This window comes from Carnobacterium sp. 1290_CSPC, assembly GCF_001053265.1.
GTDB lineage: Bacteria > Bacillota > Bacilli > Lactobacillales > Aerococcaceae > Aerococcus > Aerococcus urinaeequi.
The window spans coordinates 186,846-200,454 of record NZ_JVVG01000024.1; the positions used below are offsets into that span (position 1 = coordinate 186,846).

Annotated in this window: 14 protein-coding genes; 2 read left to right on the forward strand and 12 right to left on the reverse strand. The window is 41.9% G+C overall.

Annotated features, from left to right (window positions below; genetic code table 11):
• Positions 1-140: 140 nt before the first annotated feature.
• The 6 genes from AC973_RS02355 to AC973_RS02380 are packed head-to-tail and all read right to left on the reverse strand — an operon-like array spanning position 141 to position 4,405.
• On the reverse strand, positions 141-674 hold the full coding sequence (locus AC973_RS02355) for a dihydrofolate reductase family protein (protein WP_048726772.1): 534 nt from the start codon (positions 672-674) through the stop codon (positions 141-143).
• Between the two features lie 36 nt (positions 675-710).
• On the reverse strand, positions 711-1,220 hold the full coding sequence (gene folK / locus AC973_RS02360) for a 2-amino-4-hydroxy-6-hydroxymethyldihydropteridine diphosphokinase (RefSeq protein ID WP_048726774.1): 510 nt from the start codon (positions 1,218-1,220) through the stop codon (positions 711-713).
• A gap of 2 nt (positions 1,221-1,222) precedes the next feature.
• On the reverse strand, positions 1,223-1,642 hold the full coding sequence (folB, locus tag AC973_RS02365) for a dihydroneopterin aldolase (RefSeq protein ID WP_016897734.1): 420 nt from the start codon (positions 1,640-1,642) through the stop codon (positions 1,223-1,225).
• A 12-nt stretch (positions 1,643-1,654) separates the two neighbouring features.
• The gene (folP, locus tag AC973_RS02370) at positions 1,655-2,494 is read right to left on the reverse strand and encodes a dihydropteroate synthase (RefSeq protein WP_048726778.1); all 840 of its coding nucleotides are present in this window, start codon (positions 2,492-2,494) and stop codon (positions 1,655-1,657) included.
• 33 nt (positions 2,495-2,527) lie between these two features.
• Positions 2,528-3,085, reverse strand: coding sequence for a GTP cyclohydrolase I FolE (folE, locus tag AC973_RS02375; RefSeq protein ID WP_205713511.1), 558 nt, complete (start codon positions 3,083-3,085; stop codon positions 2,528-2,530).
• A gap of 42 nt (positions 3,086-3,127) precedes the next feature.
• The gene (locus tag AC973_RS02380; protein WP_048726785.1) at positions 3,128-4,405 is read right to left on the reverse strand and encodes a bifunctional folylpolyglutamate synthase/dihydrofolate synthase; all 1,278 of its coding nucleotides are present in this window, start codon (positions 4,403-4,405) and stop codon (positions 3,128-3,130) included.
• A 434-nt stretch (positions 4,406-4,839) separates the two neighbouring features.
• Between AC973_RS02380 and AC973_RS02385 the strand changes: the two genes are divergently transcribed.
• The gene (locus AC973_RS02385; RefSeq protein WP_048726788.1) at positions 4,840-5,796 is read left to right on the forward strand and encodes a glutathione S-transferase family protein; all 957 of its coding nucleotides are present in this window, start codon (positions 4,840-4,842) and stop codon (positions 5,794-5,796) included.
• A 94-nt stretch (positions 5,797-5,890) separates the two neighbouring features.
• On the opposite strand, the gene AC973_RS02390 is transcribed toward AC973_RS02385, so the two are convergent.
• From AC973_RS02390 to AC973_RS02415, 6 genes are all read right to left on the reverse strand, one after another.
• The gene (locus tag AC973_RS02390; RefSeq protein ID WP_048726791.1) at positions 5,891-7,171 is read right to left on the reverse strand and encodes an MFS transporter; all 1,281 of its coding nucleotides are present in this window, start codon (positions 7,169-7,171) and stop codon (positions 5,891-5,893) included.
• A gap of 285 nt (positions 7,172-7,456) precedes the next feature.
• Positions 7,457-8,053: a uracil-DNA glycosylase family protein gene (locus tag AC973_RS02395; RefSeq protein WP_048726794.1), complete on the reverse strand. Its 597-nt coding sequence runs from the start codon at positions 8,051-8,053 to the stop codon at positions 7,457-7,459.
• Between the two features lie 21 nt (positions 8,054-8,074).
• The gene (locus AC973_RS02400) at positions 8,075-8,452 is read right to left on the reverse strand and encodes an ADP-ribosylglycohydrolase family protein (protein WP_225968914.1); all 378 of its coding nucleotides are present in this window, start codon (positions 8,450-8,452) and stop codon (positions 8,075-8,077) included.
• Positions 8,453-8,632: 180 nt separating this feature from the next.
• The gene (locus tag AC973_RS02405; protein ID WP_048726800.1) at positions 8,633-10,435 is read right to left on the reverse strand and encodes a M3 family oligoendopeptidase; all 1,803 of its coding nucleotides are present in this window, start codon (positions 10,433-10,435) and stop codon (positions 8,633-8,635) included.
• A gap of 416 nt (positions 10,436-10,851) precedes the next feature.
• Positions 10,852-11,034 (reverse strand): hypothetical protein, encoded by a 183-nt coding sequence (locus AC973_RS02410; RefSeq protein ID WP_048726803.1) that lies wholly within the window; start codon positions 11,032-11,034, stop codon positions 10,852-10,854.
• 50 nt (positions 11,035-11,084) lie between these two features.
• Positions 11,085-12,092, reverse strand: a complete 1,008-nt coding sequence (locus AC973_RS02415) for a nucleoid-associated protein (RefSeq protein WP_065419846.1) — start codon at positions 12,090-12,092, stop codon at positions 11,085-11,087.
• A 133-nt stretch (positions 12,093-12,225) separates the two neighbouring features.
• Between AC973_RS02415 and AC973_RS02420 the strand changes: the two genes are divergently transcribed.
• Positions 12,226-13,536: an alkaline phosphatase gene (locus AC973_RS02420; RefSeq protein ID WP_048726807.1), complete on the forward strand. Its 1,311-nt coding sequence runs from the start codon at positions 12,226-12,228 to the stop codon at positions 13,534-13,536.
• Positions 13,537-13,609 lie beyond the last annotated feature (73 nt).

The following is a 13,609-nucleotide window of genomic DNA, read 5'->3' on the forward strand; positions in this document are numbered from 1 at the left end:
AACTATAACATAGTGCACTGCCGCTATATATTTCATTTTTTCTTTTTAGAAACATCTTTTATAAAAAAAAGACCTTCAATGCCGGGCTTCTAATCAGATTAGAGAGCTGGATTGAAAGCTTTTGTATATAGTATTTTGTTCTAACGTCTGTGATAAATATGGATGGTTAATCCACCCATCACATCAACTTGGTCTAGTTGTAAAGGTATACTTTCATCTAATTCATAAAATAAAGGTTTACCTTTACCTAAGATAATCGGTACGGTCCCAATAATGTACTCATCTATCGCATTAGCTACCATAAATGGCTTCAATACAATTCCCCCGCCATATAGGTAAATATGATGGCCTTGCTTTTTCTTAGCCATCATTAATTTCACTATTTGGCCTGGTCTAACAAAATGGATATTACCTTCATTAGGGCGTTTTTCATTTGTAACCACGTAAATCGTTTTACTCGGGAAATCTGTTGCAAAACCAATTTTATAGGATTGATGTCCCATTACAATAATGTCATACATATCAAAAAAGGCTTCGAGTGAATACGGGGAATCACTCGTTGAGATGTCTTTTAAGTGAGGACCTGGTATACCTTCAATAAAATCAAACTGATCATCTAAGTCAGCGATATACCCATCTACACTCTGTACAATACTTAAGGCAATTTTACCCATGATTTCCCCTTCCTAATAAGCATTTATTTTCAATGGTTATAAATCTAATGAGAATCCTGAAATCCGGACATCATCTTTTTCAGCTTGTGGTAGTTGATCGCGTAAACTAGCAACTGTTTGTCCTAAAATGGGTACCTGCCAAGATCCAACAATATCAGCAGCCGGACATAAGACAAAAGCCCGTTCATGCATACGCGGATGCGGTACTAGTAAGTCTGATGTGTCAATAATCTCTTCATCGATGAGCAAGATATCCACATCGATAGTACGAGGGCCATTTTTAATGGTCCGAACTCGTTTTTGGTCTTGTTCAATGCTTTGACAAAAAGCCAATAAATCAGCTGCTGTTAAATCAGTTTGGATATGCATAACCATATTCAAAAAGTCCTCTTGATCAAGGTAGCCTTTGGGGACTGTTTCATAGATTGGCGAAGTTGCCACTACTTTAATCTCTTCATTTTGCTTAAAGGCCGCCACTGCATTTTTCAAGTGGTCAAGTCGTGGTTGAATGTTAGACCCTAAAGCGATTAATACGTCTGATTGCATCTTTATTTCACCTCATTCATCTGGTTTATCTGCTCCATCTTATTAAACCAGGTCCGGTCTCGTTGGATTTCAATGGCTACACTGTCATAAATTCCGCGAATGGGTGGATCAGGTTTCACCACTTTGATGGTCACTTCTTCAACGAGTGGAAAGTCCCCTAAAATCCGCATGGCTAACTTGTGGGCTAATCGTTCCAATAATTTAGCGGGTGCTTCATGTACGACAACATCTTCTATAACCGTGTAGACATCGGCGTAGGAAACTGAATCATACATATCATCTGATTGGCCAGCTGGCGCCAAGTCTACCGCTAGAACTGCATCCACATTAAACCGTTGTCCTAAGGCCGTTTCTTCAGCCAACAAGCCGTGGTTGGCGTAAAATTGCAGGTTATTCAAATAAATTTTATCCCTTGTAGCCATCAGAACCCCTCCTTAAATACTCACTGGGTCAATTTGTCCGCGTTTGATCGCATCTGCCACCGCTGCAGCTTCCTTGTTGACTTTCACATTGTGGACCCGAACCATATCAGCCCCCGATAAGATCCCTGAAACCGTTGTGGCTGCGGTCGCTACGTCGCGTTCATTAGCTGGCACATCCACTAATTTACCCAAGAATCCTTTTCTTGAAGTAGCCAAAAGGACAGGCATATTAAAGCTAGCTAATTCTTGTAAGCCTTGGATTGCCAACAAGTTGTCGTCCGCCGTTTTGGCGAAACCAACACCAGGGTCAAGAATCAGCTGGTCGTCACGCATCCCTTGAGCACGGGCAATATCAATAGCGTTTTGTAGGTCAGCTTTCATCTCTTTCATGATATGGCTATAATCATGGTATTCTTCCCGGTTATGCATCAAAATTAAAGGCGCATCAAAGTCAGCGCAAACTTTGGCAATTGCTGGTTCACGGGTCGCAGCCCACTGGTCGTTAATAATATCTGCACCTGCTGCAAGAGCTTGACTGGCTACTTCAGCCTTCCAAGTATCTACTGAAATCAAAACATCCGAAACTTGACGAATAGCTTGAACTGCTGGAACAACCCGGTTAATTTCTTCTTCAAGGGTAACTGGGACATGGCCAGGACGGGTAGATTCGCCGCCCACATCAATAATATCTACCCCTTCAGCGACCATTCTTTCTACTTGGGCGATCATGTCGTCAGTGGCAACATAGGCTCCGCCATCTGAAAATGAATCAGGGGTCACATTTAAAATGCCCATGATCCAAGTGTGGTCGCTTGGGAAATTGAAGGTTTTATTTAATCGTTTAATATACATCTCGTCACAAACTTTCTATGGTCACTGCATCCACTATAAATTCATCATATCTAAAACTTCTTGACGGCGACCGCGGTCAGTATAAGCACCACGGGTTGCGTAAGTGACTGTCTTAGCACCTGGTTTCTTGATGCCCCGTAAAGTCATGCACATGTGTTCTGCTTCTAACACAACAAATACGCCTTCTGCACCTAATTCTTCCGCTAATACGTCCGCTACTTGGTTGGTTAACCGTTCTTGTAATTGCGGTCTCAAAGCAAAATCTTCGACAATCCGTGCCAATTTAGATAGGCCGATAACCTGTCCGTTTTTTGGAATATAAGCAACGTGTGCTTGACCAATCACTGGTAACAAGTGGTGTTCGCAAGTTGAGTGGAAGGAAATATCCTTTACCAATACAAATTCTGATGCTGATTCAGAAAAGGTTTTTTCTGTGTGGATTCTCGGGTCTCTATTTAACCCGTCAAATATTTCCGCATACATTTTGGCTACCCGTTCTGGCGTTTCAACAAGTCCTTCACGGTCCGGGTCTTCGCCCACTGCAAGCAATATCTCCCGTACTGCCTTTTCAATTCTTTCCATATCCATTATTGTCACCTTTTCTTATTTAATATTGAAAACTCTTTATCATGCTTATAGCCGATTTTTGATGATGGACCTTAAATAGCCCACAAAGTAGAAAGACCCAAATATACATAAGAGGTCGTCTTTCTTTAAATCCGCTTCCGCAATTTCTAAAGCTGCCTGGTCTGAATCCGCAAACTCAACCGCTGTCCCAGATGCTTTGATCATAGCTGCCAATTGGCCACCAGCTAAGGCCCGGTTTGAATGCGGAGTTACAGTAATGATTTTTTGAAAAATAGGGGCAATGCCCTCAACCACGTGGGCCACGTCCTTGTCCGCTAACATGCCCATAATAGCTACCCTTTTGCCCACTTTTGAAGCTGGATAATGGGTTAAAATCGCCTCTTTTAAGGATAAAATCCCGTCCATATTGTGAGACCCATCGATGATGATTGTAGGCTCAGACGCTACCATTTCAAAGCGGGCTGGCCAAGTAACAGTCGCAAGTCCTTTTTCAATGGCCTGGTCAGAAATGACGATCCCTTGTGCTTTCAAAACTTGGATAATTTCAATGGCTAGGGCCGCATTATTGACCTGGTAGGGGGCTTGTAGGTTAAGCGTGTATTTGCGTCCTTTATATTTAAATGACTGTAATCCGTGGGCGTCGGTAGCTAGCGGTTCTATATCCCCTGGCTTGACTTCATGTATAGGCACTTGAAGGCGGTCAGCTTGTTGTGTGATGGCTCTTTTCGCCTCATCAACTTGCGGATATAATACCAAGGGCACACCTGTTTTCAAGATGCCGGCCTTCTCACCTGCGATTTCAGCTAGTGTGTCGCCGAGGATTTTCTGGTGGTCCAGGGCAATTTTCGTGATGGCCGTGACCAGTGGTTGGTTGATGATATTAGTAGCGTCCAATCTGCCACCCAAGCCAACTTCTAAGACGACAAAATCTACCTGATTTGCCTCAAAGGTCAACCAAGCAAGTCCGGTAAAGACTTCAAACTCGGTGTAATATTCATCCGGTCCTAATGCTGCCGTCATCCGGTCAACTTGTGCCATGAGCTGGGTGTCAGTGATTTGTTGGCCATTGATTTGAATGCGCTCGTTGAAGTCGACTAAGGACGGGGAAGTGAATAAGCCAACCTTGTAGCCGGCTGCTTGTAAGATAGTGGCCACCATTTTGGCGGTTGACCCTTTGCCGTTTGTCCCAGCGATATGAATGGTTGGGAGTTGATTTTCTGGATGGTTAAAGTGCGCCATTAACTGTTTCATCGACGCTAATCCTAACACCATTTCGCCGGCGGGTGCTAGGGGCAACTTTGCTTGAAGTGATTCGTATCGCAATGGTTAAGCCTCTTTCCATGATTTTTTGAAAATTGTCTATTTTCAGTTTACCAAAAACTAGTTTAATTAAGTATAGCTAACTTTCAATTGATAGTCATCCAAGGAAAGTGAATTTAATTATTCAAGAACGATAATAAGTAAAAAAATAATATACCCTGGGTCTCTTAACTACCTATCATTGCCTTAAAATAGGATATGATTCAGGGCGCCCGGATAGGTAATGCTGGAAGAATAGTGCCGTATCACACAAAGTGTGATGCAAATTATTCTGAAGCAGACACCTGTCTGCCCTGTAGAATTCGACTTGAGTGGTAACAGAAGATGTTAATTTATTTCCCCATCAACCCCTATCATTTGAGAAATACAGTTGTCTATATTACAATAGCGGTATATTATTTTGAAATCGAATTATCACTTCTAAAAGGAGATGTATTATGGGATTATTAGTAGATGGCGTTTGGAAAGACCAATGGTATGACACAAAATCAACAGGTGGTCGCTTTGTCCGTAAAGATTCACAATTCAGAAACTGGATCAGCACTGACGGTTCAGCAGGTCCAACAGGCGAAGGTGGGTTTAAAGCTGAAGCTGGACGTTACCACTTATACGTATCACTAGCGTGTCCGTGGGCTAGTCGTACCTTGATGATGCGTAAATTAAAAGGCTTGGAAGACATGATTTCTATTTCTATCGTAAATCCAATCATGTTGGAAAACGGCTGGACATTTGCACCAGACCAAGGTGTGATTGCTGACCCAATTTTAAACGCTGACTTCTTGCACCAAGTTTACACACATGCAGACCCTACCTATACTGGACGTGTAACTGTACCTGTTTTATACGACAAAGAAAAAGATACCATCGTTAACAACGAATCATCTGAAATTATGTTGATGTTAAACTCAGCCTTTGACGAAATTGGTGCCGTTGAAGGTGATTACTACCCAGAAGAATTGCGCGACCAAATCAAAGAAATGGATGACTTTGTCTATCCAAACATCAACAACGGTGTTTACAAAGCTGGTTTTGCGACAGACCAAGCTGTTTATGAAGACGAAGTTGGTCATGTATTTGAAGCCCTAGAAAAATTAGACGGTATCCTAGCTGACAAAAAATTCTTATTAGGTGACAAATTAACAACCTCTGACATCCGTTTGTTCCCAACCTTAATCCGTTTTGAGCATGTCTACTACGGTCACTTCAAGTGCAATATCAAGCACTTAACAGACTTTGAAAATGTATGGCGTTATACCCGTGAAATTTACAACATGGCAGGTATTTCTGACACAGTTGATTTCTATCACATCCAACACCACTACTATGGTAGCCATCCGACAATCAACCCGAACGGTATTATCCCAGCAGGTCCAGCAATCTCTTTAGATATCTAAGATGATTGCAAACAATTAAATACGTCAATACGAAAAAACTGGTGGTCATTATTAAACGTGACACCAGTTTTTTCTTTTGTGATGAGCAATTTCCTTATCCTTTCACCCCATCTTCTTTGACGCCAAGTAACAATGCACCCCCGATAATAAAGAGGATAATTAAACCAAAGACCCCATTCAAGGAGTTGCCCGTCATTTGGGTGATAATCCCTAGTAAGGTTGTCCCGATAATAGAAGAGAATTTCCCAAAGACATTGTAGATGCCGAAGAATTCATTCGTTTTGCCTTCTGGTATTAATTTTCCAAACATCGAACGTGATAAGGCTTGTAAGCCTCCTTGAGCCGTCCCAACCATACAAGCTAGTATAAAGAAATCAGTCGCTGTTTCCATACTCAAGGCATAGATACAAATGATGATATAAGTCACGATCCCTACATAGATCATTTTCTTGTCCCCGAATCGTTTGGCCAACTGCCCGTATAATACAGTGAATGGAAAGGCCACAATTTGAACAATCAATAAGACCACAACAAGGACTGTCGCTTCAATCCCTAAGTCAGTTGCTACAGCTGTTGCCATCGAAATAATCGTCCCTACCCCGTCGATATATAAGAAATAAGCCAGAAGGAAAATAAATAACTGACGGTATTGGGCCATGTCTCTGAGTGTATTTTTCACCCGCTTAAAAGAATCCCGGATGGGTCTTGAACTTGGATTGATCCACGATTTTTGTTGGACATTTTGCCAATATGGAATAGTAAAGGCAAACCACCAAACAGCGGTTAATACAAAGGCTGATCTGGTTAACCAATCTAGGGTAAACGGCATAGCATCGATATTTAACATAAAAACTAAATACAATAAGAATGGCACGCAAGACCCGATATAGCCCATACCGTAACCCATTGACGAAACACGAGACATCCGGGTTTTAACCGTTACATCAAGCAGTGAAGCATCATAAAAGACATTTGACGATGAAAAACCGATATTGGATAAAACATATAAAATTAATAAGATTAACCAAGCCGTTCCCCAAGTCCCACCTGGTGTGAAAGCCATCAACAATATAGAAATAATACCTAACAAGGTCCCCATCGTAAATAAGGGCTTTCTAAAACCTCGGTATTCAGCGATAGACCCTAAAATCGGTGCCATCAAGCCTACTAAGGCCGTTCCGATAGAATTGGCATAAGACAAGTAGGCGGTTGAATCTGCGTCCGCAACCCCCGCCCCTTCTGCGATTGCCTTATAAAACAAGGGAAATAATGTTGCTGTGATAACTAAGGAATAAGCTGAATTCCCTGTATCCTGTAAAACCCACGACCATTCTTCTTTGGTGTAACCCCAAAATTTTTTACCTATCTCTGCCATGACTTGCCTCCGTATTTTTATTTTTGTTGCTGGTAGTTGTAAACCGCTCATTCAACAATAAAGTCATATCGCATCTCTGAATCCTAGGGAAATTTTAAAGGTCCTCTTGACCGACCCATAATCTGCCACCTTCTTGTCAAAATTGGTTGGCATGCCATAGGAAATTTTCTCCTGTCAAGCTGGTAATACCGACGCTAGCTCATGTCGCAACTTCCTTAAAATGGCTTGGTCATCATCGGCTTGGTCTACAATATAGTCACCGATCGCTGCTACCTAGTCCATAACCTAGCCTTCCTTGATATACGTCTGTATCATCTCTTTAAAATCAGGTAGTACATCTGTTTCAAACCAAGGATTCTTCTTCATCCACCGCTGGTTTAAAGGGGACGGATGGACCAGAGGAAAATAATCCGGTAAATAGTCCTTATAATGTCTAACCGTTTCGGTCAGATTTCGCTGCCGGTCTTTTCCCAGGTAGTGTTTCTGTGAATAATTACCAATCAAGATAATGGTTTCTAGATTAGGCATTTCCTTTAGAATTTGCGGGTGAAACTTGTCTGCGAATCCCTTTCTTGGTGGTTTGTCCCCGGTTTTGGCCTTACCTGGATAATAGAAATCCATAGGTAACTGGGCAATCAAATCAGTTTCATAGAATAGATCCCTAGACATCCCCATCCAATCTCTCAGCCGGTCTCCTGACTGGTCATTCCAGAAAAGTTGAGTCTCCTCTACTTTCTTACCAGGTGCTTGGCCGATAATGGCAATCCGGGCATTTTTTGAAGCATAGAAAACGGGTTCAATCCCGCGGTCGGTATAGTCCTTGTTATAAGGATCGTCAATAATTTCTTGTTTGATTTCGTCAAAAATGGTTGAATGCGTCATAAAAATCACATACTCCTTTCTCTAGCCAACAAATGATTGCCATCTAGTGAAAATCGCCCTAAGATCATCCAGCAGATAGGTCAATGTTTTGACCACTGGATCATCCGGAATACCTTTGTAATAAACGGAGGCAATGGCCCCAGCCATAGACGCGATTGTATCTGAATCCCTGCCCACTGGTATACCGTGTCGGATGACGTCTTCAAAAGAATCCCCTTCTAATAAGGCTTCAATAGCCGCATCATCTTGGCCGAAAACCAGTTTTAGCGCTGACGTGTCCATGATGGCGTCAGCGACTGCTAGAGTCATGACCGTGTTGTCAGTGAAATGGTTCTTTTTTGTAAACAATTCAACGTCTTTATTTTTGTGATTATGCCGTTCAAAACGTGACCCCACCACATCACCAATAATGGCGGCAATGACTGCGGTTGTTATTTTCCAACCTCCATAAATTTCACAAAGACTATAATTGAATTCAATATTAGGTCAATTATAGCACGCAACGTTTGTGCATATTGTAAAAAGCAGGTAAAGGAAATATATCCCTACCTGCTTTTAGAAACTTGTTTGTATAGTCTATTAAACTAAATCTTCCGATTCAGCTAAGAATTCTTTTACGTCTGATGCTGCCAAATCAATAGCTGCTTGCCAGAAATCTGGCTTAGTTAGGTCAGCCCCTAAGTGTTTCATAGCCAACTCTTCAGTGGTCATACGTCCGGTATCCTTCAATAAGGCGATGTAGCGTTCTTCAAATCCTTCTGGTGCTTTCAAGTATTCCGCATAGATCCCTAAACTAAACATGTAACCAAATGTATATGGGAAGTTGTAGAATGGCACATCATCGATGAAGAAGTGTAATTTACTTGCCCAGAAATGTGGGTGTAAATCATTGATTGCCCCACCAAATGCTTCTTCTTGAGCTTCTGTCATCAATTCATTTAAGCGACTTTCAGATACAAAACCATCTTGGCGCTCAGTATAAAAGGCTGTTTCAAATAAGAAACGAGACCGGATATTCATGAACATCGCGATGGCATTTTCCATTTTCGCGTTCAATAATTGTAGACGTTCAGACTTACTTTTGGCTTGTTTTAAATTGGCGTTGGCCACAATTGTTTCTGCAAAAGTAGATGCTGTTTCCGCCACATTCATAGCGTATGCTTGGTTAGACGGTGCTTCACTAGTTAAAACGTCAGAGTGGAAGGCATGACCCAATTCGTGGGCCAAGGTTGACGTATCGTTTCTTGAACCTGTAAAGGTCATAAAGATACGGGTTTCATCTTCGTTGATGGTTTCTGTACAGTAACCACCTGGGCGCTTGCCTGGACGGTCTTCCGCCTCAATCCAACGGTTATCCAGAGCTGATTGGGCAAAGTCTGCTAACTTGTCCCCAAAAGTTCTAAAATTTTCTACTACAAAATCTGCCGCTTCATCGTAAGTGAAGGTCGTTGGCTTGGTATCTTCGAAATCTAATGGCGCATCCACATCTTGCCAGTTCAATTCGTCTAAACCAAGTAAAGCCTTTTTCCGGTTTAAAAATTGGACAAAGGTATCTTTATGGTCCGCAACTGCCTGCCACATAGCTTCTACGGTTTCCGCTTTAATACGGTTATATTCTAGTGGTTCCTCCATGAAATCATTGTATCCATGAGCTTTTTGAGTGGTTAACCGGTAGCCAGCCAAATGGTTTAAGATATCAGCGAAGACTGGTCCATATTGGGCAAAAGTTTCTTCCCAAGCAGCGAAAATTTTTGCCCGGTTTTCAGGATTTGGGTCAGCGTACATATTATTCATCGCCTGTCCCACTGAATAATCGTGGTGGCCGTCGTCTAAATCGACCGAAATCGTCATCACTGAAGCCGTCGTAGAATACGTATTTGACCAACCAGATAAGCCGTCGATTTGTAATTCTGACAAAAGGGCTTCCGCTTGATCATCTAGCAGGCGTTTCGCATCGCGGCGGTCTTCCTCAAGGGTGAAGGCAATTTCAGCCAAGCGCGGTTCCGCTAAAAAGTCCTGAAATGCGGCATCGCTTAGGGTCGCCAATTGTTTGTCTAACCCTTTACGGGCAATCTCATAAGCTTGGTTTAAAGTCGCCACCTTATTAATCGCTGCCGAGGCGGCCTCGTCACGCATGTCTGCGTCAGATGCCATTTGGGCGTAAGTAATTAAAGTAGTGAAGTGGTTCAGGTATTGGTCAGCTTGATCAATAATATCCGCAAAAGTTGCTGGTGCGCCTATTGTATTGATATCAAATGTTTGCATGTCTTTGATTAAGGCATCTCGTTTTTGGACTAGGGTTTCTAGTGCCTCTTGAAAGGCATTCCCTGTCACTCCGCCTTGATACATGGCGTCTAAATCCCAAGTGTCATTATATTTCATTTATAAACCCTCTCCTCTTGCTTTGTTTTCGCTATCATTATTCTTTCCTATTTTACTCTTGATTGCAGTTTGATTCAAATCATTCAGAATATACAGTACACATAGACCTTCGTCCTACACCTTACCTATCATTGCCTTAAAATCAGGATGTGATGTATGGCGTCCAGACAGGAGATGCTGGACAAATAGTGCCGTATCATAGTGTGACGTCGGCCTTACACCTTAGAAACCGAACAATTACTGTAACTAATTAGTGTATTTCGGGAAGCATCGGAAGGGTTTGGCTTTTGTGAAACAGCCGTCGGAACGCAGTGACATACGGATGTCTATGCGTAAGAAGAGCCCGATATTAAGACTATTGTTAGATTAGGTAAAAAGGTCGCAAAAATGAATTCGCGACCTTTTATAATGCCTACTTATTTTTTTCGTTTCTTTTCTAATTCCATTACAAAGCCAACGATGATGATGGCCGCGAAGATGAAGCGGAATGGTGTTTGGAATTGTTCTGGGTTTGGTACTGTTAAAATCGTGATCATATAAACCACGAAGAAGACGATTAAGGCGGCACGCCAACCTAAGTCTTTGAATTTTTGCCACATATGGGTAGACCCTTTCTATTGTGATTCGTCATATAGACCATGATGATGATCTAGAACATGTTTTTGATTTTTTCGATATTTTTAATTTCGACTGAAAGTGTCCCGTCCGGGTTATTTTTGATTTCAACCACTTCTGGGTCATTGAACAAGTCTAAAGGAATGGATAATTCAATCCCGTTTTCAAACTTGAATTTTTGTCGTTGCATGTTGTTCCCCAAAAGTTCCGGCATATAAGGTGTTTCATCAGCCAAACCTTGCTCTTTGGTTTCTTCAAAGTAGGCTTGCTTACGAGAGAAATTGTCCCCGTACATAACTTCAGCAATGGCTTGGTTATCAATCGCTTGTGTTTCATGAATAGTGTCATGCAGAATTTGTTTTACCTCGGCCAGGTCTTGATAGTCATCTTCCCCAAACTTCTTGGCGGTTTTAGCGATGGCCTTTTTGATAATATTCACTGATTCTTTCATACTTGGGTTGGTTTGGATATCCAAGAAGATTTCACTTAAATAGTTAATTCGCTCCCCGTATTCTTCAATCAGGTGTTTCTTCTCAATCAAGAAGTACTCTTCTGTATCGATGCAGTATAAGAATCCTTCGTCGATAGCTTGGGTTGGACTAGGTAGAATGGCCCGGTTGATAATCAGGTCATTCTTCAAGTTGTCCTGGTCATACTCTACATAGTGGGTGTAAGATTCGTTGTGGTTTAACTTGAACATGCCGATAAAATAAGCTTCGTCTAGCCAGAATCCTGTCCACAGTAAATCCGCTGGTTTGATATCCGGGTTTAATTTAGTGAAATTGAAAAATCGGTTGGTCAGTTTTTGTGTGCCATGAAGGAAGTTTTCTGCTTGATTCATGCCCACTAAAATTTCCTTAGCTGGACTTCTGTCGGGTAGCTTGCCTACTTTTTGCTGTGCCGTGTACATGATTTTGGTCATCATTTTGTCAATATATTCAATCATATATTGTTCTTTATGGTCTAAAAGTGCCTGTGATAAGACCGCTTCGTTGGTGTTGGTATCAAAGATATGTAAAACTGCGGCATCAATCCGTAACATGTCGTATCCCTCTTTCTTTAGCATTCCTTTCTATTTTAACTTATAATAGGATTATAGGATAGAAAAGATGGTATTGATTTGAAAAAATACCCTCAATTTGACAAGTGATTACTGAAAGGAAGCAGCATAAATTATGGTAGCTAGTAATGAGCAATTTCCCCACCAACCGAAGAACATTATTTTCATGGTGTCCGACGGGATGAGCGTTTCACTCGCCTCAGCCTACCGGGAATACCTTCATCAAGACGTTGGTCACTTTAGAAACCCAAGTATCTTTAACAAGTATTTGGTTGGCCAACAATCCACTTATTCCTTTGACCCTTGGGCGACAATTACCGATTCTGCCGCCTCTTCAACAGCCATGGCTACTGGTGTTAAAACCATGAATGGTGTCATTGGCCTGGACAAACAATTGAGCCGGGTAGACTCTGCCTTAGAAATTGCCAAATTGAACAATAAAAAAACAGGGATTGTCGTGACCGCTGAAATCAGCCACGCAACGCCTGCAGGTTTTGCGGCCCATGTAGAAAGCCGCTTAGATTATTCTGATATTGCTGACCAATACCTAGACGATACCATTGAAGGTAAGCAAAAAATTGATGTCATGCTTGGCGGGGGACGTGACCATTTTATCCGCCCAGACCGAAATTTAGCCCAAGAATTTGAAAATCTTGGCTATGATATCGTCCATACCAAACATGAACTCTTCAATTCTCACAACCCACAAGTTCTTGGTTTATTCTCCGAATTTGGGGTTCCAATGGCTATTGATCGTTGGTCAAATGTAACCCCTAGTCTTGGTGAAATGGTCCATTCTGCCATCCGCCGATTGGATACTGGTGATGATGGTTTCTTCCTAATGGTTGAAGGGAGTCAAATTGACTGGGCTGCCCACCATAAAGATGTGGTTGGGATCATGAGTGAAATTGATGATTTCGCCGGCGCCTTCCAAGTAGCCATTGATTTCGCCAAGCAAGACGGAGATACCCTTGTCATTGCAACGTCTGACCATGCAACAGGTGGGATGACTATGGGAGCTAATAATATCGATTCTTGGTTGCCTGACTATATTCGAAAAGTCAAAGCAACTCCTGAACATATTGCTGAGTTGACCCAAGAAACTAATGACTGGGTTGAAGTAATTCGTCGTAACATCCAATTTGAATTATCTTCTACCGAGAAAAACCAGCTACGGTCGATTTACCATACTTATGTCTATACTTACGAAGAAAAGATTAGCCGCTTGACCCAAGCCATTCGAGACATTGTAGACCGCCGTTCTAATACGGGTTGGACAACAGGTAACCATACGGGTGAAGACGTCAATGTCTATGCTTATGGACCCGGGTCTGACTACTTTAGAGGCTGGCATGAGAATGCCGAAACCGGCCAATTACTAAAAATATTAGCCGCTGGCTTATCACCAGATGACGATAACTATTAAAATATTGAAAAAAGGGTTCTTTTACAAATAGTGTTGGTAAATAATTTCAAATATCGCGAATACGTTATTTAGT